Raw genomic sequence first — 25971 nt, forward strand, 5'->3', positions numbered from 1 at the left:
GTCTCAGTCCGTCGGAAGGGTGCGGGTGAAGCCCAGGTCGGGCCTTGTGCGGGTGTCGAGGAAACGTTGGATGTGGGGCAGGGCGGTTTCCGCCGCCCGGCGCTGGTCGGCGCGGGCGGCTTCCATCCGGGGCATGTGCCCGGCGATGCGGGCGCGCAGGGCGTCGGTGTCGAAGGTGGGCGTGCCTTCGGTCAGCACCTCCCTCCCGGCGACGAAGACACTGTCGACCGAACTGCCGCTTTCCGCCGTGACCATCTGGACCAGCGGGGCGTTGAGGGGCGTGAATGCCAGGGTGTCGAGGTTGAGGATGCTCAGATCCGCCGGCGCCCCGGGCCGCAGGGTCGACGGCGGCAGGCCCATGCAGGCGGCACCGCCCTGGGTGGCCAGCCGGTAGGCGGTGGCGGCGTCGATCCAGCGGTCGCGCGAGGTCTCGAATAGGCGGGAGAGGTTGGAGGCATGGCGCATCGCCTCGAACATGTTCATCGCGTCGGAGGAATTGGCACCATCGGTGGCGAGGCCGGGGGTGAGCCCCTCTTCCAGCATCGCCTTGAGCGGCGCCACCCCGGCGCCGAGCCGTTGGTTCGAGGCAGGAATATGTGCCACCGTCGCGCCGTGCCGCGCCAGCGTGGCGAAGTCGCGCCGGGCAAGCCATACCGCGTGGCCGACGGTGAAATCGGGGCCCAGAACGCCCAGGTCCGCCAGCCGGTCGACGGGTGAGCCCCCCCAGAGCTGTTGCGCGACCTCTGCCTGCAGGCGGCTTTCGGCGACATGCATGTGCAGTCGCCAGCCGTGCCGGCGGGCAAGGTCGGCCGCGCCTGTCAGGAAAGCGGGGGAGCACTGGTGCGGGATCGTCGGCGCAAGGCCCCAGCTGATGCCTTCGGGCAGGGCAATGCCCATGCCCTTGTCGATGCTGGTGAGCAGGGCGTCGGGGTCCTGTGGCGCGCCGGACATGGTGGCGGCGATCGCGGGCGGGAGGGTTTCGACCAGCCCGGGGATGCTGTCGGCAAAGCCGATATCGGCGACCATGGGGGCGATCACGGCGCGCAGGCCTGCGTCTGCATAGGCCTGCGCCACGGCGGCCAGGTGTTCGGGGTTCGGGGCGGGCATGCCCACGGCCAGGTCGTAGACCGCCGTCACACCTTTCGACAGCATGTCCCAGGCGCCGAGCAGGGTGCTGTCGTAGACCATCTGCGCATCGCGCCCCGCCGCCATCCAGCCGCCAGACGTCAGCGAGAATTCCAGCGGCCAGAGGTCTGCCACCCCCTTGTTCAGGTTGGCATGGCCGTGGGTATGGGCATTGACCAGCCCGGCGATGACCATCTGTCCGGTGATGTCGCGCACCGGCAGTCCGGTGGCATCTTCGCTGATCAGGCCATCGCGGAGGATCAGGTTGCGCGCCGTGACCTCTCCGGTCTCTGGGCAGGCGACGAGGCCCCCGGTCAGGACGAGACCTGTCGCCTCCGGCCCGGTCATTTCGGGCAGACCTGCGCGAAATGGCGGGCGACCTCGGCGCGGGGAGCGAACCAGACGCCGGGGGTTTCGTGGATCTCCTCCAGGAAACTGCGGATCCCCTCGAACCGGGCGGGCTGGCCCGAGATGCGGTTGTGCAGCGAGACCGTCATCAGGCGCGGGGAATGCGCGCTTTCGCGGTGCAGGGTCCGGAAGGCCGAGGCGAGGTAGGTGCGGAAATCTTCCGGTGTCGGCAGTTTCGCGGTGGCCATCCGGTTGTCGTTCAGCGTGAAGGTATGGGGCACCACGAGCCGCTCTCCGACCCAGTAGGGCAGGTCATCGGCGTAGCCATCGGCATCGTAGAGGAGCGAGGGGTGATCGGCGATCAGGCGGCGGGTGTTGTCGGAGGGCGCGTAGCGGCATTGCCAGCCGGTAGGGGCCTGGCCGGTGGCGGTGGTGATCCCTTCGACCGCGGCGGCGATGGCCGCGCGCTCCTCCTCCTCGGTCATCAGGACGTGGCGGAGGAAGCGGTTTCCGTGGGCGCAGATGTCCCAGCCCTTTTCAGCGATGAACCGCGCCGCTTCGGGGTTGCGCTGCAGCGCCTGGGCACAGGCACCGATGGTGGGGGGGATGTCGAAGGCCTCGAACATCTCGGCAAGGCGCCAGAAGCCCGCGCGGCTGCCGTATTCGAAAAGGCTCTCGGCCACGTAGTCCCGTTGCCCTGCGGGCACCTCGCCGGGGATGGCATCGGTCAGGGCAAGCTCTGTCGCCGGGTCGCCATCGGGGATGGACGGTTCGGCGCCTTCTTCGAAGTTCAGCACTACGACGACCGCCAGACCGGCGCCGCCGGGCCAGCGGAAGTCGGGCTTCATGCGCCCGTAGCCCACGAAGTCGCGCGTCATGCGGCACCTTCGGGCAGCTGCGCAAAGATATCGGCGGCGATCGACAGCAGGCGTTCTTCGCCGCGTGGGCCGGCGATGAAGGACAGGCCCACGGGGACGCCCTCCACCGTGGTGGCGGGGATGTTCAGCTGCGGAAGGCGGGTGAGGGAAGCGACGCAGGTCAGCGCAAGGGTCTTCTCGCGGAACTCGATCAGCTGCTCCAGCCCGCCGCCGATCTCGGGCGGCAGGTCGTGGGCGGTGGGGATGCACAACACGCCGTCATCGCCCAGCAGATCGGCCATGTAGCCGGTCAGCTCGTCCCGCCAGAGGGTGGCGGGGGCGATGTCGGCGGCGGTCACCGTGCTGGCCAGTTCCATCCGCTGCGCGATGGAGGCAGAGACGGTACGCCCCGGCTGCGCGGCCCAGGTGCCCAGTGTCGCGTGCAGGTCACCCAGTTGCAGGGGGCGGAAGGTGTTCAGCCAATGATCTACGCCGCCCTTGTAAAGGTCGACTTCGGTGGTGGTCAGCGATTGCGCCAGAGGTGTCAGCGCCTCGGCCACGCGGGCGTTCGGGATGGCGAAGGCATCGCGGGCCAGCATCAGGCGGGTCGGCGACAGGGGCTTGGGCGCGCCGAAATAGGCCGCGCCCACCCGGGACATGACATCGGGCGTGCGGGCCATCCAGCCGACGGTGTCGAAGCTGGGCGCCATGGCCATGACGCCCGCGACCGAGAGCCGCCCGAAAGTGGTGCGCAGGCCGAAGATGCCGCAGAAGCTGCCGGGCACGCGGACGGATCCGCCGGTGTCGGAGCCGAGGGCGAAATCGACAAGGCCCCCGGCCACGGCCGAAGCCGAGCCGGAGGAGGAGCCGCCGGGTACTCGGGAAGGGGCCCGGGGGTTGATGGGGGTGCCGAAGAACTCGTTGTCACCGAACATGCCGCAGGCGACCTCGTCGGTGTGGGTCTTGCCCGCGCAAAGCGCGCCCGCAGCCAGCGGGACCTGTACCGAAGGCGCCGTGGCGGCAGCCAGCAGCCCGGCCTTCAGCCGGTCGGGGTTGCCGCAGGCGGTGATGCTGCCCGCGATGTCGAAGAGGTCCTTCACGGCGAAGGTCAGGTCCGACAGCGGGCCTTCCGAGGTTTCCCGGAAGGGGGCAGGGGAATGGCCGACGAAGGCCGCCTTGCGGATCGTTTCGGTGTCCATTGCCTACTCCGCCGCCGTGCGGGTCAGCAGGTTGTCGACTTCCAGGTCATAGGTGCCCATGAAGCCGTCGACGCGGGATTTCACCTCGTCCCAGTCGAAGAAGCGGAAGGAATTGCCGCGGATCACGAACTGGGCGCCGGAATAGAACATCTCGTACTGCAGGTGGCGGGAGCCGAATTCCGAGCCGACCGCATCCCATGCCAGCTTCATCAGCTTGACGCGGTCGTGGCTGTCCATCACCGGCGAACGCTGCGTGCGGCCGATGATGTCGGCGGTCTCGGGGCTGGCGAAATCCAGATCCGAGGAGGGCACCATGATCATGCCGCCACCCGAGAGGATGCGGATCGCCTCGACCACTTCCGGATAGGTCGTCTGGGCGATGACCTGAGCCGTGACGAGGATCGAACGGTCGGGGACGTAGTAGGGCCCGTATTGCTCGCCCCTGGCCTCCATCGCGAGGACCAGCGCATCCATGTTCTGCACCTTGGCGGCGATCAGGCCCAGCTGTTCACGGACCTGCGGATAGCCGATGATGTTGTTGGTTTCCGCGATCTTGCGCGCGAGGCCCAGAAGGAAGTGCAGCTTCTGCGTCAGGCGGATCATGCACTGGTAATTCTGCATGACATGGGCCCGGGTCTGGTGCCACTGCGCCTGCGCCATCTTCAGGTCGCGGTGCACGAAGACGCGCTCCCACGGGACCTTCACGTCATCGAAGACCACCACGGCGTCGTTTTCGTCGAACCTGGCGGACAGCGGGTAATCGAAGGTGGAGGTCGCGGCACCTTCGTAGCTGCGGCGGGAGAGCATCTTCAGGCCATTCGTGGCCATCGGCATGCAGAGGGTGAAGGCGTAATCCTCGTCCCCCGGCTGCAGCGGCTGGATGCCCGAGACCATGATCTCGTTCGCGACGATGCCGGAGGTTGCCAGCATCTTGGCGCCGCGGATCGTCACGCCTTCGCTGTCTTCGTCGACGATGCGGGCGACCAGATCGCGGTCGGCCTGGCCGGCGGCGGATTTCGCCTTGTCGGCCTGCGGGTTGATGATGACGTAGCTGAGGTAGAGGTCGTTGTCGCGGATGTAGTCGAAGTAGTCCGCCATGGCGGCGGCGCGCTTGGGGTCATAGGCCTCGTAGACATCCAGCCCCATGCGGAAGCCCACGAAGGTGGAGGCGACGTGATCGGGCGAGCGGCCCATCATGCCGCAGGTCTGGGCCGACCACATCTCGATCGACTTGCGACGCTCGACCAGCTCTGCGTGGCTGGTGGGCATCATCCAGGACTTGTTGATCAGCTTGCCGGTCCTGGGCGAGGCGAAGGTCATCGCCTCCTGATTTTCCGGCGCTGCCTGAAAATCATAGAGCGCGCAGGCCGAGGCGACGGCGCCGCGGAAGGCGGGATCGGTATTCACGTCAGGCACGCGCTTGCCGTCGATGTAGACGCAGCGGTCATCCTGCAGGCTGGCGAGGTGGTCGGCACCGTTCTTGGGCATCTGGGTCTCCGGTCCGGTAATTCCGGTCTGGGCGGCGCAGGGGGAATTTGATCCTGCGATGCACCGCGGAAGCTGTCTTGGGTCCGTTCGCCCCGGCTCCTCTCGCCCTTTTTCGGGTCAGGCTCCGGGGGTGAGGGCAGGGTTCCGGCCCGCCGGGCCGGCGTCAATCCCGGCGCCGAAGGGGCGCAGGGACAGGCATTCGAGGGCGCAGAAGGGGCCAAGCGCCGTGCGGCGCCTGCTCAGGTCGCCAGCATGTCGGCATCGAACATGTCCTCTGGCGTCAGGCTGGTTTTCAGCAGGCCCTCGGCGGACATGTAGCGGATGATCGCCGCCATCGTGTCGCGGTTCTTCGCGAAGCCGGTGGACCAGTAGCCCTGTCCCAGCCGCTTTTCGGCGTCCAGCAGGCCTTCCAGTTGCCAGGGCAGCATGGTCTTCAGCACGCCGGAGTGGAACATCTGTGCCCGGGCCATGTCCTGCGCGGCCGCAAGCGCGGTGTAGAGGCGGCGGGTCAGGCCTGGGTTTTCCTCTGCAATCGCGCGTTTCAGGGCGAAGATGTGCATGGGCGGGAAGATCCCCGTCTTCGTGTAGAAGGCCGTTTCCGCCTCGACCGGATCGTCGAAGAGCCGGGTCACCGGGCAATCGGGATCGAAAGGATCCCAGGTCGAGGGCGCGGCGGCGGTATAGAGCGCGTCGATCTTCCCCTCCGCCAGCATCCGCGCCAGCCCGCCTTCGTCATCGGCGTGCACGATCTGGAAATCGTCCGGGTACTGCTGCGGGTGTTCATCCCCGGTGCGGCCGAATTCCAGCCCATTGGTGACATAGACCGGCGCGCGCATGGGCAGGTTGTAATGCTCCTCGAAGATGCCGCGCAGCCAGACGGCGGCGGCCATGTCCCAGATCGGGATGCCCACGCGCTTTCCGGCCAGGTCGGCAGGGCTCTTCAGCCCGGCGGCGCGGTTCACGAAGACGCAGGTGAAGCGGAAGTGGCGGGAGGGGAAGACCGGCACCGCCAGGTAGCGCCGCGCGCCTTCGAGGTCGCGCAGGTAGGTGGCCAGGGGATATTCGGCGGCGTCGTAGACATGGCGCGAACATTGCAGGTTGAAGAGATCCTGCACGGGATGGGTGGTCCAGGTGGTTTCCACTCCTTCGATCTGCACCACGCCGTCGATCAGCGGCCGCAGCCGGTCATTGTCGGAGGAGCCGACGGTCAGCGTCAGGGTCATGCGGCTTCCTTTTCGAGGATGTTGGTGATCAGCACGTCGAGAAGTTCCGGCAGGGCCAGCGGCGTGGCATTGGCGCCGCCGCGCGACCAGTGGGATCCGACGCGGTCGGGCGTGGTGCCAAGGCGAACGGCGAGCCGTTCGATGGCGTCGGTGCAGTCTTCGGCCAGCGGCAGGCAGGTGATCTTCAGATGCTCGGGCAGCAGGTCGTTGGCGCCCGTGAAGGGCAGGTTTTGCCCGCCGACCTTCTTGAAGGCCGGCACGCCGTGGGCCTTGCGCGCGGATTTTTCCAGCACGAAGGAGCGGTGCGTCAGACCCGGCGCAACCCAGGAGATGCGGGCATCATAAAGCCCGCCGAACCTCTCCATCGCCTTGGCCAGCAGGCGGGCCATTTCGTTGTGCATTTCGACATAGGCGCGCTTCTCGTTGTCGCCCCAGATCCATTTCGAGGGCCCTACCTGATGCGCCGTGCTGTCCGCCCGCCAGGGCGAGACGGCATTGCCGCGTTTTTCGAACAGACCCGGATCGTCGTAGGCGTGGCAGGGCGAGGGCTTGCCCTCGTAGCCGCTGATCGTCTCGTAGGGCACCAGCGCCATCGGTTCGGAGATCACGGCGCGGTGGATGAAGGTGCCCTTGCCGTCCGACAGGATCGACAGGTCCAGCAGCTCCTGCGGATCGTCGGGGCCGAGGCGCGCGCAAAGTTCCTGCGCCAGCGGCTGCCGGGTGATCGGGCGGAAGCCCTCGTCATGCAGGCGGCGGTTGATCGCGCGGTGTTCGGTCGAGAAGGGATAGGGCTTCGTCGCCGTGCAGGGCATCATCAGCAGCACCTTGCGCCCGCCCTCCGGCAGGGGCGGCATGTAGCGCGTTGTGACGTATTCGATCCAGTCGGCGATCCGGGGATGCGACAAGGAATCGAGGTTGTCCTGCGGGCAGTAGAGGCAAAGCTCCGGATCGAGGACATAGGGCGCCTGGATCTTTTCCTGGCTTTGCAGGAAGCGGGCGGCCTTGTCCTCGACGATGACCTGGTTCGACATCGGATCCTCCTCAGGCGTCGGTCTTGGGGGAAAGGGTGGCGGGCGGCGCGGTTTCGGGGCGCAGCTCTGCCTCGTCATAGGCGCGCAGGGCGGCGAGGTGTTGCGCCGCGTCCTCGGTGAACAGCTGACGGGTGATGCCGCGCACCACCCGTTCGGCGCCGAACTTCAGCGCAGAGATCCCGGCGGCGCAGCCCTGCGAGACCATCGCGGCGAAGGTGTAGCAGTAGTGGCGGCGCAGTACGGCGTCCGTGGCGGCGTCACGGCCGGTGAACTGGAAGGCATCGCCCAGGTAGGGAAAGGCGCCCAGCCCGTAGTCATCGGGACACGCAGCCGGGGCGAAGCGGTCCGCCCAGGTGGCCATGCCGGGGGCAAGGGTGGCCAGTTCCGGGCGCAGGCCCGGGTCTATGGCCATGCCGGTGCCGACGATCAGGACATCGGCCCCGAAGGTGCCATGGGGCGTGGTGATCGCGACCTCTCCGTCCCGTTCGGCCAGCGCGGTGAAGGGACTGTCGTAGTGGATGGCGAAGCTTTCCCAGGCGGCGCAGCGGTTGAAAGTGTCCTGCGGCGGCGGCTGGTTCATGCGGAAGATGGTCTGCATGAACTCCCATTTCATCGCATCGTCGAGGTCGGGGAAATTGCGCAGGAAGCCCGTGAATTCCATCCAGCGGTAGGGGTTCACCGGCGGCAGCTTTGGCCGCCGCACGAAAAGATCGACCTGCGCGGCCCCCGCTTCCAGCGCGCAGGCGGCATTGTCGAAGGCCGAGGCGCCACCGCCCAGCACCGCGATGCGCTTGCCGCGCAGTGCGGCAAAGTCGATGGCGTCGGCGGTATGAGCGTAAAGCCGGGCGGGCAGCGCGTCCGAGACGAACTGGGGCACCGCCCAGGCGCCGGTGCCCTGGATCCCGGGGGCGAGCACAACGGCGCGGGCGTAGTCGGTGCTTTCATGCCCGTCGGCATCGCGCAGGCGGATGGCGGTGATCCCACCGTCGAGCGGCTCCAGCGCCAGCACCTCCACCCCGTGGAAGACCGGCGGCTGCACCACGCCGCGCAGCCAGGACAGGTAATCCTGCCACTGCTCCTTGGGGATCTTGCCAAGCCGGTCCCAGGCGGCATCGCCGTAGCGGGCGCGGTACCAGACTTCCGGCGTCAGGGCGGGGATGCCCATCTCCGGCCCGGAGACATGTTTGGGCGTGCGCAGGGTCTTCATCCGCGCGTAGGAGGTCCAGGGGCCTGCCTCCCCCGGCAGGGTCCGGTCGTAGAGCCGGATGTTGGTCACGTTTTCCCGCATGAGGCCAAGGGCGATCGACAGGCCGGACTGCCCCGCACCCAGGATCGCCACGTCGAGCACGGGATCGCCCGCATGCAGGCGCGGGATGACCCAGGGCTTCTTGGGGTAGGACAGGGCATCGATCTGCGACAGCGCTTCCCTTGCGAGCGCATCGAGCGGGTCGGACATGGTCTCTCCTGATCAGGCAGTGCCGCGCCCTCTCGGGGCGTGGTCCGGCCGGGCCCGATCCTCCGGTTGCCACGGCCTGTTGCGGAACAGGATTCCATTCCCGGCGCGCAGGGCCAGAGCCCGCGACCGGCTTTGCCAAGTCAGACAAGAAAACACGCGCCGCTGTCCCTGCCCCCTGACCAAGGCGCCTGCAAAGCGGGCGGCGCAGGGCGCCGGTGGGGGCGTCGGGGGTCAGTCGTCGTCGCGTTGCAGCAGCAACTCGCGGGAGCGGGAGGCGAATTCGCGGCGCCAGAGTACGGCGCAGGTCACTGCCGTGGTCGCGATCAGGGCCAGCGGGCCCAGGAACCATCCTGTCGCGGCCATGGCGAAGTAGATCGACCTGAGCCCACGGTTGAAGCTGCGCGCGGCAAAGATGTTGATCTGTGCCGCCTTCAGGGCGCGGGGGACGCATTTCGCATCCGCGGGGTCATTGGGGATCGCCCCCATGAGCACGCCGCAATAGCCGAAGAGCCGGTTCGACCAGACGAATTTCAGGAAGGCGTTCACCATGAAGAGCAGGACCAGGATCAGCTTCAGTTCCCAGAACACTGCGGGGTTGCGCACGGCGCCAAGATCGGAGGCGATGTTGCGAAGCTCATCCGAATTGCCCAGCAGGGCCAGCGTGCCGCCTATGGCGATCATGGTCGAGGAGGCGAAGAAGGAGCTGTTGGCCCTCAGCGTACCGAGGATCTGCGCATCGAAGATCCGGTTGCTCCGCTCCGTCAGCTTGCGCAGCCATTCGCGCCGGTTCTCCGCCATCAGGGTGGAGACGGAGGGACGCGCGGCCGAAGGATGTTCGATCAGCCACCCGGTGCCAAGCCAGCAGCCCAGGATCAGCAACACGCCCAGGGCATCCGCGGCGGAGAAAAGCGAAAGGAATTCGGTCATCGACATGGCTTACAGATAGCCAGCGGAGGTGGTCCTTGCCTATGGGAAAAATTGGTTCTAAAATTTTACCAATCCTGATAGGGACCCGCCAGACACCTGCAAGCGATGGAGGATAGCCATGCAGATGCCGGAGCCGGACACCGCTGTCCTTTCACGCAAGGCTGCGCTGGTTGCGCGGTTGCGCGGCGTTCTGCCCGCCACCGCCGTGATCGAGGACCCGGCAGAGACGCGGGCCTACGAGTGCGACGCACTGACCGCCTACCGCTGCCCGCCGTTGTGTGCCGTGCTGCCCGCGACGACCGAAGAGGTCGCGGCGGTACTGGCGATCTGCCACGAGATGAAGGTGCCGGTGGTGCCACGCGGGGCGGGGACATCGCTGGCGGGGGGCGCATTGCCGACGGCGGATTCGGTGATCCTGGGCGTGGCGCGGATGAATGCCGTGCTCGAAACCGATTACGACAACCGGTTCATCCGGGTGCAGACCGGGCGCACCAACCTCTCCGTTTCCGGCGCGGTGGAGGCGCAGGGCTTTTTCTACGCCCCCGACCCGTCCAGCCAGCTGGCCTGCGCCATTGCGGGGAACATCGCGATGAACTCCGGCGGGGCGCATTGCCTTAAATACGGGGTGACGACGAACAACCTCCTGGGCGTGACGCTGGTGACCATGGAGGGCGAGGTGATCGAGCTGGGCGGCGCGCACATGGATGCCGCCGGGCTGGACCTGCTGGGCGTGGTCTGCGGATCCGAGGGGCAGCTGGGCGTGGTGACCGAAGCCACGCTGCGCATCCTGCCAAAGCCCGAGGGCGCGCGGCCTGTGCTGATCGGCTACGACAGCCTGGAGGTGGCCGGCCAATGCGTCAGCGACATCATCGAGGCGGGGGTCCTGCCCGTGGCGATCGAGTTCATGGACCGTCCCTGCATCCGTGCCACCGATGATTTCTCCGGCGCGGGCTATCCCGATTGCGAGGCCCTGCTGATCGTGGAGGTAGAGGGATCGGGCGCCGAGATCGCCGAACAGCTGGCCATCATCACCGCCATTGCCCGCAGGCATGACCCGGTGGAACTGCGTGAGAGCGGATCGGCGGAGGAAAGCGCGCGGATCTGGCTGGGTCGGAAATCGGCCTTCGGCGCCATGGGGCAGATCAACGACTACCTCTGCCTTGACGGAACGATCCCGGTGACCGAGCTGCCCCGCGTTCTGGCCCGGATCGGGGAGTTGAGCCGGGACTTCGGACTGGATGTGGCCAATGTCTTCCACGCGGGGGACGGCAACATGCATCCGCTGATCCTGTTCAATGCAAACCAGGAGGGCCAGCTGGCCCTGGCCGAGGGGCTGGGGGCGGAGATCCTGAAGCTATGTGTCGAGGTGGGCGGTTGCCTGACCGGTGAACACGGCGTGGGGATCGAGAAGCGCGATCTGATGGTGCATCAGTACCGGCCTGCCGATCTGGAGGCGCAGATGCGGGTGAAGGATGTCTTCGATCCGCAGTGGCTGCTGAACCCGGCCAAGGTGTTTCCGCTGGAGGCCTCGGACAGCCGCTGGGGGCAGGGGGGCCTTGCCCCCCATGTCGCCTGACGGCGCCATTCCCCCCAGGATATTTGGAGCCCAAAAATGATGAGACCCGGGACAGAGACCGAGCTGGCCGAGATGCTGCGGGAGGCGCGCAGGCCGCTGGCGGTGCAGGGTGGGGGCACGCGGGGTGCGCCGCTGTCGGGCGAGGTGCTGCAGACGGGCGGGCTGTCGGGGGTACGGCTTTACGAGCCGGGCGCGCTGACGCTGGTCGTGGGGGCGGGCACGCCGCTGGCGGAGGTCGAGGCGCTGCTGGCAGAGAAGAGCCAGCGGTTGGCCTTCGAGCCGATGGATCACCGGGTCTTGCTGGGCACCGACGGCGTGCCGACGATCGGCGGCGTGGTGGCTGCCAATGTCTCCGGTCCGCGCCGGATGCAGGTGGGGGCCTGTCGCGATCACCTGCTGGGGGTGCGGTTTGTCGATGGGGCGGGCGAGGTCATCTCCAACGGCGGGCGGGTGATGAAGAATGTCACCGGCTACGACCTGGTGAAGCTGATGGCGGGGAGCTGGGGCACGTTGGGGGTGTTGACGGAGGTCAGCCTGAAGGTGCTGGCCAAGCCGCAGGCAGAGGCCACGCTGGTGCTGGACGTGCAGGGGGCGGAGGAGGCCGTTCGGGGCCTCTGCCGCGCCATGGGGACGCCCTTTGACGTCAGCGGCGCGGCCTGGGCCGATGGTGCGCGCCTGTTGCGGGTCGAGGGGTTGGCGGGATCTGTCGCCTATCGTGCGAAGGCGCTGGATGCTGCACTAGGTGGCGGCAACCTCCTCGTCGAGGGAGACGAGAGCGCCGCACTTTGGCGCGGGGTGCGGGACGTGACCGCCTTCGCGGAGAAGCCCGGGGCCGTCTGGAAACTGTCGGTGAAACCCCTTGATGCACCACGCATTCTTGATGCGCTGACCGGCGCGGGCGTGGCGCATGAGGCGATGCTGGACTGGTCCGGCGGGCTGGTCTGGCTGCTGGCCGATGCGGTGGAGGCCGTGCGGGCCGAAGTTGCGCAGCTTGGGGGCCATGCGACGCTGGTGCGTGGCAGTGGCCTGCCGATGTTCCATCCGCGTCCGGCCCCGGTCGCCCGGATCGAGGCGGGCCTTCGGCAAAGGTTCGATCCGGGCGGCATCCTGAACCCCGGCCTGATGGGAGCCTGAGGCATGCAGACGAACTTTACCCCCGAACAGCTTTCAGATCCGGCGACCGCGACGGCCAACAAGATCCTGCGCGCCTGCGTCCATTGCGGGTTCTGCACCGCGACCTGCCCGACCTACCAGGTGCTGGGCGATGAGCTCGACAGTCCGCGGGGGCGCATCTACCTGATCAAGGACATGCTGGAAAACGAGCGGGTGCCGGATGAGAAGACCGTGCGCCACATCGACCGCTGCCTGTCCTGCCTGGCCTGCATGACGACCTGCCCGTCCGGCGTGCATTACATGCACCTGGTGGATCATGCCCGGGCCTATATCGAACAGCGCTACCGGCGGCCCTGGCGGGATCGTGTGCTGCGGGGGCTTCTGGCACGGATCCTGCCCTATCCCGGGCGCTTCCGGCTGGCCCTGATGGGGGCCAGGATCGCGCGGCCTTTCAAGGGCTTGATGCCCGATCCCCGCCTGCGGGCCATGCTGGACATGGCCCCGGCGCAGCTGCCCCCGGTGTCGCCCAACGACCGGCCGCAAAGCTTTGCCGCGCAGGCGCCGCGCCGGATGCGGGTGGCGCTGATGACCGGCTGCGCCCAGAAGGCGCTGAACACCGACATCAATGATGCCACCATCCGCCTGCTGCGCCGCCTGGGGGCGGAGGTCGTGGTGGCCCGGGGCGCCGGGTGCTGCGGGGCGCTGACCCACCACATGGGGCGGGAGGGCGAGAGCCACGCGGCGGCCGAGGCCAATATCCGCGCCTGGATGGCCGAGGCAGCGGGCGGGGGGCTGGACGCGATCGTCATCAACACCTCCGGCTGTGGCACCACGGTAAAGGACTACGGCCACATGTTCCGGGAAACCGGGCTGGCCGAGGATGCGGCGCGGGTCAGTGCACTGGCGCTGGATATCACCGAACTGCTGGTACGGCTGGGCTTGGCGGAGGTGCCTGCGGATCACGAGGCGCGGGGCATGCGGGTGGCCTATCACGCGGCCTGCTCTCTCCAGCATGGTCAGAAGGTGACGGAGGCGCCGAAAACCCTGCTGAAACAGGCCGGGTTCGAGGTTCTGCTGCCGGCTGACGGGCACCTGTGCTGCGGCTCTGCCGGGACCTACAACCTGATGCAGCCGGAAATTTCGGGCCAGCTGAAGGCGCGCAAGGTCGCCACGCTGGAGGCGCTGACGCCGCAGGTGATCGCCGCGGGCAACATCGGCTGCATGATGCAGATCGGTTCGGGCACGGGTGTGCCCGTGGTGCATTCGGTGGAGCTGCTGGACTGGGCGACCGGTGGGCCGAAACCCGCCGCGCTGAGTGGCGAAATCCTGCCGCAGGGGGTGCCGAACCTTCGCGATTAATCCCATGGGCTGCCGCAATTTGGCCCGATGCAGGGTACAGTCTGGGCCCGACACCCCGGAGCCCAGATGACACCCCGCGCCCTGATTGCCCCCCTTACCCTGTTGTTCCTGCTGCCTTTCCTGGCTGCAGGCCCCCTGCGCGCCGCGGATTCGGAGCTGCAGCGGCTGGACACCGGCGATGCGTCGCGCGGGTGGGAGGCGGTGGGGCGCCTCGACATCGGCGGCAAGGGGTTCTGCACCGGTGCCCTTGTCGCGCCGGACCTGGTGCTGACGGCGGCTCATTGCCTTTACGACCGCACGACCGGCGCAAGGATCGACCCGGAGAGCATCGAGTTCCTGGCAGGCATGCGCAACGGCCGGGCCAGCGCCTACCGGGAGGTACGCCGCGCGGTGACCCATCCCGATTATGTCTACGAGGCGGAGGTTTCGGCGGAGCGGGTGCGCAACGACCTGGCTCTGCTGGAGCTGGTCCGCCCGATCCGCAACACCACCGTGATCCCCTTCCAGACCGACATGCGGCCCGCCGCCGGGGACAAGGTGGGGATCGTCTCCTACGCCCATGACCGGGCCGAAGCGCCTTCCCTGCAGGAAATTTGTGGCGTGATCGCGCGGCAGCGCGGGGTGCTAGTGACCTCCTGCAACGTTGATTACGGCTCCTCCGGCGCGCCGATCTTCTCCTTTGCCAGCGGGGTGCCGCGCATCGTGTCCGTCGTCTCGGCCAAGGCGGAGGTCGATGGCGGCCCGGTGGCCCTGGGCACCGAGCTGGAGGCGCCACTGGCGGTGCTGAAGGCAGAGCTGGAAGCGGGCATGGGCTATGGCCTGGCCGCCGCGCCGCGGGTCAACCGGATCACCGCCGGCAGCAGCCGCCGGGACATAGGAGCGAAATTTGTCCGACCGGGAGAGTGATCGCCGCTTGCCCTCTTGAAGGCCCCGGGGCCGCCCCCCAGATAAATTGCATGGGACGCCACGACAGGGTCCCGGATCTGGCCCGTCCCGGAGGGAGGGCCGCACATAGCAGTTATCGCTTCAAGAAGGATGACCAACCCATGCGTAACTTCGATCTTGCTCCGCTCTACCGTGCCACCGTCGGCTTTGACCAACTGGCCGACATGATGGACCGCGTCTTTGCCAACGATGTGGCACAGCCGAGCTATCCGCCTTACAACATTGAAAAAACCGCCCCCGATGCCTATCGCATCTCGATCGCTGTTGCCGGCTTTGCCGATGATGAGCTGTCGGTCGAGGTGAAGGAAAAGGCCCTGGTCGTTTCTGCCCGCAAGGGTGAGGAAGCCGAACCCCGGACCTACCTGCATCGCGGCATCGCAACCCGTGCCTTCGAGCGCCGCTTCCAGCTGGCAGATCACGTGCGGGTCACCGGGGCCACCCATGCCGACGGCATGCTGCATATCGACCTGGTGCGGGAGGTGCCCGAAGCACTGAAACCCCGCCGGATCGAGATCGCCCGCGGCGCCAGCACGGCCCGCGCGATCGAAGCACAGGACGCCTGATTTCCCTCGGGCCCTGTACAGTTCCGGGAGCTGAGAACGCCCGGGACTTACCTCAGTGGGGCGCGGTCCGTAAGGGCCGCGCCTTCTGCGTTTTCAGAGCACGACCTCACCCGCCGGCCCCATCAGCCGCGCGGTGAGAGAGGGCCGGTCGGCCACCGTCCAGTGGACCCGTTCATCCTGCAGGACCGGGGCCAGAAGGCCCGCAGCCTGCTCCGCGCGGGGATGGGCAAGTTCCAGCGATACAATGGAAAAATCGCCGCCCGGCATGGCGCGCGGGGGGATGTCTGCCTCATCGCATTGCCAGTCCAGGAAGCTGGGAAAGACCCCGCCGAAGGGGCGCCGGCCGTCCTCCGGCACGGTGATGACCCAACGCATGTCCCCGCGCTGCTGGCGCTGCACCCCGCCGTTGATCCCGGGCAGATCGCCCCGGTGCTGCATCAGCCCGGGCAGCCGGACCAGCCAGTGGCCGAGGCAGGGTTCCGCCGGTGGCGTGTCGAGGTCGAACCAGCGCGCATGCCCGGGATCGGGGGCGTCCGGATCGGGGGCGATGACCTCCAGAAACGTCGCCTCTCCCAGGCGCATTACCCGGTTGTGGGTGCCCATCAGGGGGTGCTTGCCACCGCTCTGCGGCAGGGCTGCGCCCAGCCTTTCCTCGGTCCAGGCGATGCCTTCGGCAAGGTCCCCCGCGACGACCACGATGTGGTCCAGATACGTACCCGGATACATTTTGCCAACTCCCTGAAAAGCCCAGATTAAAACGTCGGTATTACGTCGGTATCATGTCGGTAACCCGACGGTGCGAAAAACGCTCTGTGCAGGCCCATTACAGGTCCGGCATGGGAGAGCTTGGCGGAGGTTCGCCACGGGTGGATCCCGCCGTCCGAACTGCCGCACCCCCTCCATGACAGCCCCGTCTTGCTCTCTCACTGGGCCGGAAATACTCCGGGGGTGAATTGAGCCGGTACGGCTCAAGAGGGGGCAGCGCCCCCTCCCCGTTGCCCGACCTCACTGCAGATCGCCGAAGGCCTTCTGCATCCGCTCCACCGCTTCCGCGATCCGTGTGCGCGGCATGGCGAGGTTGAAGCGCTGGAAGCTTTCGCCGCCGGTGCCGAAGGCCTCGCCGTAGTTCACCGCGATCTTCGCGTCCTTCAGGATGCGGCGCTGCACTTCGGCGCCCTCCATGCCGGTGTCGGCGAAATCGACCCAGGCCAGGTAGGTGCCTTCCAGCGGCATCGACTTCAGCCCCGGGATGGCGGCGATGCCATCGTCGAAGAGTTTCCGGTTGCCATCGAGGTAGGCGCAGAGCGCATCGACCCAGGCGGCGCCTTCGGGCGTGTAGGCGGCGGTGGCCATGTGCAGGGCGAAGCTGTTGGCGGAGATGCCGAGCGCGCCCATGGTCTTTTCGAACCGGCGGCGCAGGGCGGGATCGTGGATGATCACGTTGCCGGTGTGCCCGCCCGCCAGGTTGAAGGTCTTGGTGGTGGCGGTCATCATCACCAGCCGGTCGGCGATCTGGGGGCAGGCGCGTGCCATCGGCAGGTGCTTGTGGCCGGGCATCACCAGGTCGTTGTGGATTTCATCCGAGACGAGGATCAGGTCGTGGCGCTGGGCGAAGGCCGCGACGCCGTCCAGTTCTTCCTGCGTCCAGACCCGGCCGCCGGGGTTGTGGGGCGAGCAGAGGATCAGCATCCGTTCCTCGCCGGTCATCTGGGCATCCCAGCGGTCGAAGTCCATCTCGTAGCGGCCGCCGTTCAGGGCCAGCGGGCATTCGACGACCTTGCGGTCGGCGGCGCGGATGACCCGGGCGAAGGCGTGGTAGACCGGCGTCAGCAGCACCACCCCGTCGCCGGGTTCGGTGAAGGCCTGCAGGCAGAGCCCGGTGCCGTTGACCAGCCCGTGGGTGGAGAAGATGGCGCCGGTGTCGATGGTCCAGCCGTGGCGGTTTTCCTGCCACCAGGCGATGGCGTCGCGGTAGGCGGCATCATCGCCGAAGTAGCCGAAGACACCATGATCGACATAGGCCTGCAGCGCCTCGGTCACGCAGGCGGGCGGGCGGAAGTCCATGTCGGCGACCCACATCGGCAGGCCGTCTTCGGGCGAGAGCCCGTAGTAGGTTTCCATGTTGTCCCACTTGGCGGAGTGGGTGCCGCGGCGTTCGATGATCTCGTCGAAATTCGGGGTCGTCATTCAGGGTCTCCAGAGGCTTGGTGTGACGCTAGGCCTTCGGGGCGTGGGCGCAAGGGGCAGTTGCGCACATCCAGTGGCGCGCGCTGCGCCTGCTGACAGAAAAGGCTTACCCGGTGGTTGATTGCCGGAGGGGGCAGGGGGCGGAGGGGGCAGGTCGTGGCGGCGCCTGCGACCTGTCCTGCGACTGGTGGCTGGCTTGCCATTTGACGGCAAAGGTGGTGAGGCTATTTGTACCCGACTGTTCAGAATTCCCCCGAAGAGGTGGCCGTGCCGCCGGACGGGCCGAAGCAGAGTGACCGCGTGACCGAGACCTTTCCCGTGACCGCGACGGATCCGCAGGGCCTTCCGCTCTCCGATCTGATCGCCTGCCCGCGTTGCGACGCGGTGCAGCGGCTGGCGGAGCCGGCGGCGGGGCAGCGGGCCCTGTGCCGGCGCTGCGGTCACGTTCTGATCGCGCCGCGGCGCAAGGCGGGCAAGCAGATCATCGCGGTGGCCGTGGCGGTGCTGATCCTGGCGCTGACGGCGACATCGCTGCCCTTCCTGCGGATCAGCCGCGCGGGGCTGGCCCATGCGAGTTCGATCCTGGACGCGGCGCTGGCGTTTTCCTCCTCTCCGCTTTTCACGCTGCTGTCGCTGTTGCTGGCGGGGCTGATCGTCTTCATCCCGGCGCTGCGGGCGCTGCTGGCGATCTACGTGCTGGCGCCGCTGGTGCGGGACCGGGCGCCCTGGCCCGGTGCCATCCATGCCTTCCGCCTGTCGGAGGCGCTGCGGCCCTGGTCCATGGCGGAGGTTTTCGCCATCGGCTGTGCCGTGGCGCTGATCAAGGTGAGCGACCTGGCGCGGGTGGAGTTCGGCCCGGCCTTCTGGATCTTCGCCCTGCTGGTGATCCTGGTGCCGGTGCAGGACGGGCTGACCTGCCGCCAGTCGGTCTGGCGCAGTCTGGACCGCAGCCTGGACAGAGGTCTGGACAGAAACCGGGGAGGTTCGGCATGAGCGGGCGTTCCCGGGAAAAGGTGCCGGGGCTGCGCTCTGCCCGGCAGATGGGGCTTGTCGCCTGCACCCGCTGTTCGCGGGTCTGGCCGCAGGGCACCAAGCAATGCGGGCGCTGCGGGCATCACCTGAAGAGCCGCAACCCCCATGCGTTGCAGCATGTCTGGATCTGGTGGATCCTGGGCCTGGCCTGCTACGTGCCGGCCAATGTCTACCCGATGCTGGTCACCCGGACCTTCATCGGCACCCAGGACAACACGATCATCGGCGGCGCGCTGGAGATCGCGCATCACGGGTCCTACGGGATCGCGCTGGTGATCCTGATCGCCTCGGTGGCGATCCCGGTGTCCAAGTTCTCGGTCATCGCGGCGCTGGCCTTCGGCGTGCGCCACGGCAGCCGGATGAGCGCCCCACGGCGCCAGCACCTGCATGAGCTGGTCGAGTACATCGGCCGCTGGTCCATGATCGACGTCTTCGTCGTCGCCATCCTCAGCTCGCTGGTGCAGCTGGGCGCGGTGGTGGCGGTGCGTCCCGGGCAGGCGAGCCTCTACTTCGCCCTCTCGGTCATTTTCACCATGTTCTCCGCCATGGCCTTCGACAGCCGGTTGATCTGGGATGCCGAGGCGGCGGAGCCCCTGCCGGAAGAGGGGCCGGATGCGCCCGATGCGCCCGCCCCGGCCCCGGCAGACAGCCCAATCGGAGATCCCGCCAGATGAGCGACACCCCCGAGGTCGAGGTAACCACCGACCGCCGTACCCTGGCCGAGCGCGTCTCGGTCATCTGGATCCTGCCGCTGATCGCGCTGGCGATCGCGCTGACCGTGGCCTGGCGCAGCTACGAGGACCGCGGCCCGCTGATCGAGGTGTCCTTCGAGAACGCGGAGGGCATTTCCGCCGGGGAGACCGAGCTGCGCTATCGCAACGTGGCCGTCGGCGTGGTGGAGCAGGTGGGCTTTGGCGAGGGGCTGAAGGATGTGCAGGTGATGATCCGCCTGGACAAGGACGTGGCCGAATTCGTCGACAGCGACGCGCGGTTCTGGATCGTGCGCCCGCAGGTCACCGCGCGCGGTGTCAGCGGGTTGGGCACGGTGCTGTCGGGGGTCTACATCGAGGGGCTGTGGGACGGCGAAAGCAGCGGCGAGGCCCGCAGTTTCGAAGGGCTGGACCAGCCGCCGCTGAACCGCGAGGGCCGCGAGGGCACGACCTTCCGCCTGCGGGCGGCGGCCGAAGGCGGGCTGACCGCCGACGTGCCGATCGAATACCGCGGGATCGAGGTGGGCCGGGTGGGCCAGCCGGAGGTGACCGAAGACGGCGCCACCATCGAGGCGGATGCGATCATCTATGCCCCGCATGACCGGCTGCTGACCTCTGCCACGCGGTTCTGGGATACCTCGGGGTTCAACTTCTCCCTCGGGCCGAACGGTGCCAGCCTCGACTTCAGCTCCGTCTCTTCGCTGCTGCTGGGGGGCGTGACCTTCAACACCGTGGTCTCGGGCGGCGAGCCGGTGTCGGAGGGAGAGGTCTTTACCGTCTACCCGGATGAGAACGCGGCGCGGGCCAGCGCCTTTGGCGAGGGCGAGGGCGAGCGGCTGAGCTTTACCGCCATCTTCGAGGAGAATGTTTCGGGCCTGTCGGTGGATGCGCCGGTGACCTATGGCGGGTTGAAGATCGGCCGGGTCGAGGCGGTGAACGGCATCGTCGATCCGGAGCGTTTCGGCGACAACGAGGTGCGGCTGGCGGCGACGCTGCAGATCCGCCCGGCGAAGCTGGGCCTGGAGAAGGCCGGCACGCCCATCGATGCGACGCAGTTCTTTGCCGACCGCATCCGCGAAGACGGGCTGCGGGCGCGGCTGGCCACGGCCTCCATCCTGACGGGCGGTCTGAAGGTGGAGCTGGTGGAGCTGCCCGATGCCCCGGCGGCGGAGCTGGGCACGGAGGCGGAGGGCAATCCGCAGATCCCCACGGCCCCGGGCCAGATCAGCGACGTGTCGGCCACGGCCGAGGGCGTGATGGAGCGGATCAACAACCTCAAGATCGAGGAGCTGATCGACAGCGCGATCAACACGCTGGACAATATCGGGTCGCTGGCGGGCAACGAGGCGCTGAACCAGGTGCCGGGCGATGTGCGCGACATCCTGGGAGAGGCGCGCGACGTGCTTGGATCGGACGAGATCCAGGCGCTGCCGGGCCAGATCGGCGGGATCGCCGACCAGGTGGAGGAGCTGGTGCAGGCGCTGAACGAGCAGCAGGCGGCGCAGAAGCTGTCGGATGCGCTGCAGGCGGTGTCGGATGCGGCGGGCGGCGTGAACGGCGCCATCGCCGGGGTGCCCGGCGTGGTCGAGAAGATCGACCGGATCGCGGACAGTGCCGCCGACGTGCCGCTGGACGAACTGGCGCGCAGCCTGCAGGACCTGATGGACAGCGCCGATGCGGTGCTGGGCACCGAGGGCGCCAAGGCCCTGCCGGGCCATCTGAACGAGGCGCTGGACCGGCTGCGCGACGTGCTGGCAGAACTGCAGCAGGGCGGCGTGGTGCAGAACCTGAATGACACGCTGCAATCGGCGCGGGACGCGGCCGGGTCGATCGAGACCGCCGCCGACGACCTGCCCGACCTGCTGAGCCGGGCGCGCACCGTGCTGGACCGCGCCAACAAGACCCTTGCGGGGTATGACGCGGATGCCGGCATGGGCCGCGACGTGCGCGAGACCCTGCGAGAGCTGAACCGCGCCGCCGATGCGATCAGCGCCCTGGCGCGCGAACTGGAACGCAACCCCAACTCGATCCTCTTCGGGAGATGACCATCATGCGCCCTTCCTTCCTGGCCCTGACGGCCGTGGCGGCCCTGACCACGCTTGCGGGCTGCAGCACCAACGAACGGTTCTTCACCACGCCGGAGGCCCCGGCAGAGGCGCTTGCGCCGCAGCGCATCCGCTATGCCACGGTGGAGCTGACGGAGGTGTCCCTGCCCGATTACGCCGGGCGGCAGCAGATCGCCGTGCGGGGCGCCGATGGCGCCGTGTCGGCCCGCAAGGGCGAGCTTTGGGCCGATCTGCCCTCGCGCGGGATGACCATGCAGCTGGCGCGGGACCTGACGCGGATCACCGGCGCGCAGGTCGCGGCGGAGCCCTGGCCCTTCAACAGCCGTGCCCAGGCGCGGGTCGAGGTGCGGGTGGAGCAGATGCTGGACGAGGGGGACGGCAGTTTCCGCCTGTCGGGGCAGTATTTCGTGGCGCCTGAGCGCAGCGAGGGCGGCCGGTCGGGCCTCTTTGACCTGCGGGCGCCGATCGAGGGGGCGGGGCCGGTGGCGATCACCCGGGCGCGTGCCTCGGTCGTGGCGCAGCTGGCGGCCCAGCTGGCGCGCGAGGGGCTGCGCTGAGGCCAGTGCCCGGCCTGCGCGGGCTGGCCGGAGGATTTGGGCCTAGATGAAGGGGCCGGAAACGAAAGGGCCGGGGCGCTGATGCGACCCCGGCCCTTTCGTGTCAGCGCAGGCGTTGCAGCACCGCGACGGAGGGCTGTCCGTCCGGCGGCATGCCCGCGGCGCGCTGGAACGCGCGGATCGCGGCGGTGGAGCGGGAGCCCAGGATGCCGTCGATCCCGCCGGTGTCGTAGCCGCGCGCTGTCAAAAGGCGCTGCAGTTCGATCCGTTCGGCGCGTTTCAGCGGCCGTTCGCCAGCGGGCCAGGGCCGCGTGATGTCGCCCGCGCCCGCGATGCGGTCACCCAGGATGCCCACGGCCAGCGCGTAGGTGTCGGCGTTGTTGTAGCGCTTGATGACGTCGAAGTTGTGGAACACCAGGAAGGCCGGCCCCTTGGCCCCGGCCAGCATCAGCAGCCGTGCCTGGCCCCAGTCGCGCATGTTGCCCCGGGCCGGGCGCACGCCCAGGCGGGCCCATTCGGAGGGCATCTTTTCCGGCCCGTTGGTATAGGCGTAGTTGAAGTTGGCGGGCAGGGTGACTTCCATCCCCCAGGGTTCGCCCTGCCGCCAGCCGTGGCGGGAGAGGTAGTTGGCGGAGGAGGCCAGCGAGTCGGAGGGATCTTCCGACCAGATGTCGCGCCGCCCGTCGCCGGTGAAGTCGACCGCGTAGGATTCGTAGGAGGTCGGCATGAACTGGGTGTGCCCCGAGGCGCCTGCCCAGGAGCCCAGCATGCGGTCCGGGGTGGAATCGCCGTGCTGGACGATCTTCAGAAGGGCGATCAGCTGTGCCTCGTAGAAGGCGCCGCGCCGCCCGTCGTAGGCCAGGGTCGCCATGGAGGAGATCAGCGGGGTGGAGCCGCGGTAGTGCCCGTAGGCGGTTTCCAGGCCCCAGATGGCGGCGACATACTGCCCCGGCACGCCGTAGGTGCTTTCGATGGCGCGGAAGAGCCGGGTGTTCCGGGCGAACTCCTGCCGGCCATTGCGCACCCGCGTGTCGGAAACGGCGCCATCCATGTAGTCGCGGATCGACTTGGTGAACTCCGACTGGTTGCCGTCCTTTTCGATCACGTCGGGCATGAAGACGGCGTTGCGGAAGGCGCTGTCGAAGGTGCGGGCGGTGATGCCCTTCGCCATGGCGCGGCCACGGAAGCCGCGCAGCCAGGCGTTGAAGCCGGGGTTGACGGAGGCAGGCACGGCAGCGGGCGCGGCAGGCCGGGCGGGGGCAGAGAGCTCTGCCCTCAGGCCCGAGGGGCGGGCGCGCGGGCGCAGGGAGCTTTCGACGATCAGCGCCGTCGGCGTGGCGGAGACCTGAGTGACCTGCGGGGTGCTCCGCTGCGCGGTGGCGGCAAGCGCATCGAGGGTCGCGGTGGCAATGGGGGTGCCACCGTCCGAGGTGGCCGGGCGGGCAAGCGGACGCAGGGAAACCTCTGGCGCTGCGGCGCGGGCCGGATCGGACAGCGGCAGCAGGAGGGTGACTGCAAGGGGGACGAGGGCGGGAGCCCTGGCGATGAAGCGCATGGACGACCTGTGTTGGACTGCTCTGGTTCTTATTGCCCCTATCCTAGCGCGAAAGGGGCTGAATCGAAAGCGCGGGCTGAGCGGCACGCGGGCCCGGCGGGTCTGTGCCACAAGCCGGGTCCGCATGGGTTTGATCATTGGGGGAGATTTCGGGGCCGGGCCGCCAGCGGACGACGATGCAAGGTGTGAGGCAACCAGCGTGGACCAAGGCAAGGGGGGAGGCCATGCAGGGCAGGCCAGCGTGCAGGAGGGGCCGCAGCCGCCCCCTGCGCAGTCTCTCCTGCCGCAGTCCCCGCCCCGGTCCTTGCCCCGGTCCGTGATTCTGTCGGTCAGCTGTTCCGGCTGCGGGTGATCTTGCGGGCGGTCTTGCCCTTCTTGGCGCTGGCGCGGATCAGCTTGCGCTTGGGGCTGCCCTTGGACTTGGTCTTGCCCTTGCCGAAGCTCTTGTGCGGGCGGCCGCGCGGACCCTGGCGGGCGTTGGGGTTCTGTTCCACCTTGCCGCCTTCGAGCGACAGGAGCTCCAGCTCCAGCCCGCCGGTCACGGGGGCGGCTTCGGCCAGGCGGACGGTGACCCGCATGCCCGGCTCGATCAACCGCCCGGTCTTCGAACCCAGCAGGGTCATCGCCTCCCGGTCGAAGTGGAAGAATTCCGCCCCGAGCGACCGGATCGGGATCAGCCCGTCGGCGCCGGTTTCATCGAGCCGCACGAAGGCGCCGAAGCGGGCCACGCCGGAAATCCGGCCTTCGAATTCCTGCCCCACGCGTTCCGACAGGTAGGCGGCGAGGTAGCGGTCGTTGGTGTCCCGCTCCGCCATCATCGAGCGCCGCTCGGTTTCAGAGATGTGCTGGCCGGTCTGTTCCAGCACCTCGATGTCATGCGGCGACAGCCCGTCCTTGCCCCAGCGGTGCACGGTGATCAGCGAGCGGTGCACGATCAGGTCGGCATAGCGCCGGATGGGAGAGGTGAAATGCGCGTAGTTCTGCAGCGCCAGCCCGAAGTGGCCGAAGTTCACCGGCGCATAATAGGCCTGCATCATCGAGCGCAGCGTTGCCATGTTGATCAGTTCCGCCTGATCCGTGCCCGCCGCCTGGTCCAGCAGCCGGTTGATATGGGCGGTTTTCAGCACCTGCCCCTTGGCCATCTGGTAGCCCGAGGCCTGCGCGGTCTCGCGCAGCGCTTCCAGCTTTTCGGGGCTGGGTTCCTCGTGCACGCGGAACAGCAGGGGGGAGGCCTTGGCGATCAGGGTTTCGGCGGCGGCCACGTTGGCCAGCACCATGAATTCCTCGATCAGCTTGTGGGCATCGAGCCGGTCACGGAAGTTGACCGAGGTGACCTCGCCCAGCTCCGACAGTTCGATCTTGCGTTCCGGCAGGTCGAGGTTGAGCGGCTGGCGGGCCTCCCGCGCGGCCTTCAGCGCGGCATAGGCCTCGTAAAGCGGTTTGATCACGGTTTCCAGCAGCGGCCCGGCCTTGTCGCCCGGATTGCCGTCCATCGCCGCCTGCACCTCTTGGTAGGACAGCGAGGCGGCGGAGCGCATCAGGGCGCGGTGGAAGGTGTGGCGCAGCTTGTTGCCGTGCCGGTCCAGCACCATGCGCACGGCGATGCAGGCGCGCGGCACGCCTTCGTGCAGCGAACAGAGGTCGCCCGACAGCCGGTCGGGCAGCATGGGCACCACGCGGTCGGGGAAATAGGTGGAATTGCCGCGCCGCTTCGCCTCCCGGTCCAGGGCGGAGCCGGGAGTGACGTAATGCGCCACGTCGGCAATGGCGACCCAGAGGATATGGCCGCCGGGGTTCTTCGGATCCTCGTCGGCCTCGGCATAGCAGGCGTCATCGTGGTCGCGCGCATCCGAGGGGTCGATGGTGACCAGCGGCAGGTCGCGCAGGTCCTCGCGGCCCGAAAGGCCCGCGGGTTTCATGCGGTCGGCTTCTGCCACGGCCTCGTCGGGGAAGGCATCGGGGATGCCGTGCTGGTGGATGGCGATGAGCGAGACGGCGCGCGGAGCGGTGGGATCGCCCAGGCGGGCGACGATGCGCGCCTTGGGCAGGCCCATGCGGCCCTTGGGCCCGGCCTGTTCGCCTTCGACCAGTTCGCCGTCCTTGGCGCCGTGCACGTTGGATTCGGGCACGATCCATTCCTTGTCGTTGCCCTTGTCGATGGGCACGATGCGGCCACCTTCGGCCCCCTTGCGGAAGACGCCCAGGATGCGCTGCGGGTTGAAACCGATCTTGCGGATCAGCCGCGCCTCGTAGGCGTTTTCGCCCTCGATCGCGGTCAGGCGGGCCAGGATGCGGTCGCCTTCGCCCAGGGCCGGGTCGGAGGCACGCGGCAGGATGTGCACGGTGGGTTCCGGCCCTTCGCCGTGCCATTCCAGCGGCTTGGCCGTCAGGTCCCCGTCGCTGTCGGGGGCGTTGACCATGAGCACGGAGACAGGCGGCAGCCGGTCCGGATCGCGGTAGGTCTTCTTGCGCTTCTCCAGCACGCCTTCGTCCTCCAGCTCCTTCAGCAGGCGCTTGAGGTCGATGCGGGCGGCGCCCTTGATACCGAAGGCCTTGGCGATGTCGCGTTTGGCGGTCTGGGTGGGGTTGGCGGTGATCCAGTCGAGGATCTCTGCCCGGGAGGGAAGCTGTGACATGGCGCAGATCTACCACGG

21 protein-coding genes are annotated in these 25971 nt (G+C 68.2%); 9 read left to right on the forward strand and 12 right to left on the reverse strand.

The genetic code is table 11. From position 1 onward, the window contains the following. Positions 1-3 precede the first annotated feature (3 nt). From AC2IR1_RS02480 to AC2IR1_RS02515, 8 genes are all read right to left on the reverse strand, one after another. Positions 4-1473, reverse strand: coding sequence for an amidohydrolase family protein (locus tag AC2IR1_RS02480; protein ID WP_486474699.1), 1470 nt, complete (start codon positions 1471-1473; stop codon positions 4-6). Next, positions 1470-2351 (reverse strand): polysaccharide deacetylase family protein, encoded by an 882-nt coding sequence (locus tag AC2IR1_RS02485; protein ID WP_486474700.1) that lies wholly within the window; start codon positions 2349-2351, stop codon positions 1470-1472. The genes AC2IR1_RS02480 and AC2IR1_RS02485 overlap by 4 nt, the downstream gene beginning before the upstream one ends. Continuing rightward, positions 2348-3529: an amidase gene (locus tag AC2IR1_RS02490; protein ID WP_486474701.1), complete on the reverse strand. Its 1182-nt coding sequence runs from the start codon at positions 3527-3529 to the stop codon at positions 2348-2350. The genes AC2IR1_RS02485 and AC2IR1_RS02490 overlap by 4 nt, the downstream gene beginning before the upstream one ends. Before the next feature lie 3 nt (positions 3530-3532). Then, on the reverse strand, positions 3533-5017 hold the full coding sequence (locus tag AC2IR1_RS02495) for a 4-hydroxyphenylacetate 3-hydroxylase family protein (protein WP_486474702.1): 1485 nt from the start codon (positions 5015-5017) through the stop codon (positions 3533-3535). A 239-nt stretch (positions 5018-5256) separates the two neighbouring features. Then, positions 5257-6240, reverse strand: coding sequence for a substrate-binding domain-containing protein (locus tag AC2IR1_RS02500; RefSeq protein WP_486474703.1), 984 nt, complete (start codon positions 6238-6240; stop codon positions 5257-5259). Continuing rightward, positions 6237-7271 (reverse strand): DUF5591 domain-containing protein, encoded by a 1035-nt coding sequence (locus AC2IR1_RS02505; protein WP_486474704.1) that lies wholly within the window; start codon positions 7269-7271, stop codon positions 6237-6239. The genes AC2IR1_RS02500 and AC2IR1_RS02505 overlap by 4 nt, the downstream gene beginning before the upstream one ends. 10 nt (positions 7272-7281) lie before the next feature. Continuing rightward, on the reverse strand, positions 7282-8727 hold the full coding sequence (locus AC2IR1_RS02510) for a SidA/IucD/PvdA family monooxygenase (RefSeq protein WP_486474705.1): 1446 nt from the start codon (positions 8725-8727) through the stop codon (positions 7282-7284). Positions 8728-8958: 231 nt separating this feature from the next. Then, positions 8959-9654 carry a DUF599 domain-containing protein gene (locus AC2IR1_RS02515; RefSeq protein WP_486474706.1) on the reverse strand — a complete coding sequence of 232 codons (696 nt, stop codon included), beginning with the start codon at positions 9652-9654 and terminating at the stop codon, positions 8959-8961. A gap of 118 nt (positions 9655-9772) precedes the next feature. Here AC2IR1_RS02515 and AC2IR1_RS02520 point away from each other — a divergent pair, with 118 nt between their 5' ends. From AC2IR1_RS02520 to AC2IR1_RS02540, 5 genes are all read left to right on the forward strand, one after another. Then, positions 9773-11230: an FAD-linked oxidase C-terminal domain-containing protein gene (locus AC2IR1_RS02520; RefSeq protein ID WP_486474707.1), complete on the forward strand. Its 1458-nt coding sequence runs from the start codon at positions 9773-9775 to the stop codon at positions 11228-11230. Positions 11231-11269: 39 nt separating this feature from the next. Next, entirely contained in the window at positions 11270-12364 is a 1095-nt protein-coding gene (gene glcE / locus AC2IR1_RS02525) for a glycolate oxidase subunit GlcE (protein ID WP_486476361.1), read from the forward strand. Positions 12365-12367: 3 nt separating this feature from the next. Next, entirely contained in the window at positions 12368-13702 is a 1335-nt protein-coding gene (gene glcF / locus AC2IR1_RS02530; RefSeq protein ID WP_486474708.1) for a glycolate oxidase subunit GlcF, read from the forward strand. Positions 13703-13768: 66 nt separating this feature from the next. Next, a complete protein-coding gene (locus tag AC2IR1_RS02535; protein ID WP_486474709.1) occupies positions 13769-14608 on the forward strand; it encodes a trypsin-like serine peptidase in 840 nt (279 codons plus the stop codon). Positions 14609-14748: 140 nt separating this feature from the next. Beyond that, on the forward strand, positions 14749-15210 hold the full coding sequence (locus AC2IR1_RS02540; RefSeq protein ID WP_486474710.1) for an Hsp20 family protein: 462 nt from the start codon (positions 14749-14751) through the stop codon (positions 15208-15210). Positions 15211-15303: 93 nt separating this feature from the next. Here the strand turns inward: AC2IR1_RS02540 and AC2IR1_RS02545 are convergent, their stop codons facing one another. Beyond that, on the reverse strand, positions 15304-15936 hold the full coding sequence (locus AC2IR1_RS02545) for a VOC family protein (protein ID WP_486474711.1): 633 nt from the start codon (positions 15934-15936) through the stop codon (positions 15304-15306). Between the two features lie 279 nt (positions 15937-16215). Beyond that, complete coding sequence (locus AC2IR1_RS02550) at positions 16216-17397, reverse strand: MalY/PatB family protein (RefSeq protein ID WP_486474712.1); 1182 nt, start codon at positions 17395-17397, stop codon at positions 16216-16218. A gap of 300 nt (positions 17398-17697) precedes the next feature. Between AC2IR1_RS02550 and AC2IR1_RS02555 the strand changes: the two genes are divergently transcribed. The 4 genes from AC2IR1_RS02555 to AC2IR1_RS02570 are packed head-to-tail and all read left to right on the forward strand — an operon-like array spanning position 17698 to position 21762. Then, a complete protein-coding gene (locus AC2IR1_RS02555) occupies positions 17698-18390 on the forward strand; it encodes a paraquat-inducible protein A (protein ID WP_486476362.1) in 693 nt (230 codons plus the stop codon). Beyond that, a complete protein-coding gene (locus AC2IR1_RS02560) occupies positions 18387-19103 on the forward strand; it encodes a paraquat-inducible protein A (protein ID WP_486474713.1) in 717 nt (238 codons plus the stop codon). Before AC2IR1_RS02555 ends, AC2IR1_RS02560 begins: the two co-directional genes overlap by 4 nt. After that, on the forward strand, positions 19100-21184 hold the full coding sequence (locus AC2IR1_RS02565) for an MlaD family protein (protein ID WP_486474714.1): 2085 nt from the start codon (positions 19100-19102) through the stop codon (positions 21182-21184). The genes AC2IR1_RS02560 and AC2IR1_RS02565 overlap by 4 nt, the downstream gene beginning before the upstream one ends. A gap of 5 nt (positions 21185-21189) precedes the next feature. Next, entirely contained in the window at positions 21190-21762 is a 573-nt protein-coding gene (locus AC2IR1_RS02570) for a PqiC family protein (protein ID WP_486474715.1), read from the forward strand. Positions 21763-21865: 103 nt separating this feature from the next. On the opposite strand, the gene AC2IR1_RS02575 is transcribed toward AC2IR1_RS02570, so the two are convergent. Together AC2IR1_RS02575 and rnr are read right to left on the reverse strand one after the other, a co-directional pair. Then, a complete protein-coding gene (locus tag AC2IR1_RS02575; protein WP_486474716.1) occupies positions 21866-23317 on the reverse strand; it encodes a lytic murein transglycosylase in 1452 nt (483 codons plus the stop codon). A gap of 329 nt (positions 23318-23646) precedes the next feature. Further along, positions 23647-25953, reverse strand: coding sequence for a ribonuclease R (rnr, locus tag AC2IR1_RS02580; protein WP_486474717.1), 2307 nt, complete (start codon positions 25951-25953; stop codon positions 23647-23649). Positions 25954-25971 lie beyond the last annotated feature (18 nt).

It is taken from the genome of Pseudooceanicola sp. NS-SX8, from assembly GCF_057380755.1.

What these genes read in the sequence shown, in the direction of transcription:
- AC2IR1_RS02480 (WP_486474699.1), bottom strand. Translation starts at nt 1,473, where the DNA reads ATGACCGGGCCGGAGGCGACAGGTCTCGTCCTGACCGGGGGCCTCGTC.
- AC2IR1_RS02485 (WP_486474700.1), bottom strand. Translation starts at nt 2,351, where the DNA reads ATGACGCGCGACTTCGTGGGCTACGGGCGCATGAAGCCCGACTTCCGC.
- AC2IR1_RS02490 (WP_486474701.1), bottom strand. Translation starts at nt 3,529, where the DNA reads ATGGACACCGAAACGATCCGCAAGGCGGCCTTCGTCGGCCATTCCCCT.
- AC2IR1_RS02495 (WP_486474702.1), bottom strand. Translation starts at nt 5,017, where the DNA reads ATGCCCAAGAACGGTGCCGACCACCTCGCCAGCCTGCAGGATGACCGC.
- AC2IR1_RS02500 (WP_486474703.1), bottom strand. Translation starts at nt 6,240, where the DNA reads ATGACCCTGACGCTGACCGTCGGCTCCTCCGACAATGACCGGCTGCGG.
- AC2IR1_RS02505 (WP_486474704.1), bottom strand. Translation starts at nt 7,271, where the DNA reads ATGTCGAACCAGGTCATCGTCGAGGACAAGGCCGCCCGCTTCCTGCAA.
- AC2IR1_RS02510 (WP_486474705.1), bottom strand. Translation starts at nt 8,727, where the DNA reads ATGTCCGACCCGCTCGATGCGCTCGCAAGGGAAGCGCTGTCGCAGATC.
- AC2IR1_RS02515 (WP_486474706.1), bottom strand. Translation starts at nt 9,654, where the DNA reads ATGACCGAATTCCTTTCGCTTTTCTCCGCCGCGGATGCCCTGGGCGTG.
- AC2IR1_RS02520 (WP_486474707.1), top strand. Translation starts at nt 9,773, where the DNA reads ATGCAGATGCCGGAGCCGGACACCGCTGTCCTTTCACGCAAGGCTGCG.
- glcE (WP_486476361.1), top strand. Translation starts at nt 11,270, where the DNA reads ATGAGACCCGGGACAGAGACCGAGCTGGCCGAGATGCTGCGGGAGGCG.
- glcF (WP_486474708.1), top strand. Translation starts at nt 12,368, where the DNA reads ATGCAGACGAACTTTACCCCCGAACAGCTTTCAGATCCGGCGACCGCG.
- AC2IR1_RS02535 (WP_486474709.1), top strand. Translation starts at nt 13,769, where the DNA reads ATGACACCCCGCGCCCTGATTGCCCCCCTTACCCTGTTGTTCCTGCTG.
- AC2IR1_RS02540 (WP_486474710.1), top strand. Translation starts at nt 14,749, where the DNA reads ATGCGTAACTTCGATCTTGCTCCGCTCTACCGTGCCACCGTCGGCTTT.
- AC2IR1_RS02545 (WP_486474711.1), bottom strand. Translation starts at nt 15,936, where the DNA reads ATGTATCCGGGTACGTATCTGGACCACATCGTGGTCGTCGCGGGGGAC.
- AC2IR1_RS02550 (WP_486474712.1), bottom strand. Translation starts at nt 17,397, where the DNA reads ATGACGACCCCGAATTTCGACGAGATCATCGAACGCCGCGGCACCCAC.
- AC2IR1_RS02560 (WP_486474713.1), top strand. Translation starts at nt 18,387, where the DNA reads ATGAGCGGGCGTTCCCGGGAAAAGGTGCCGGGGCTGCGCTCTGCCCGG.
- AC2IR1_RS02565 (WP_486474714.1), top strand. Translation starts at nt 19,100, where the DNA reads ATGAGCGACACCCCCGAGGTCGAGGTAACCACCGACCGCCGTACCCTG.
- AC2IR1_RS02570 (WP_486474715.1), top strand. Translation starts at nt 21,190, where the DNA reads ATGCGCCCTTCCTTCCTGGCCCTGACGGCCGTGGCGGCCCTGACCACG.
- AC2IR1_RS02575 (WP_486474716.1), bottom strand. Translation starts at nt 23,317, where the DNA reads ATGCGCTTCATCGCCAGGGCTCCCGCCCTCGTCCCCCTTGCAGTCACC.
- rnr (WP_486474717.1), bottom strand. Translation starts at nt 25,953, where the DNA reads ATGTCACAGCTTCCCTCCCGGGCAGAGATCCTCGACTGGATCACCGCC.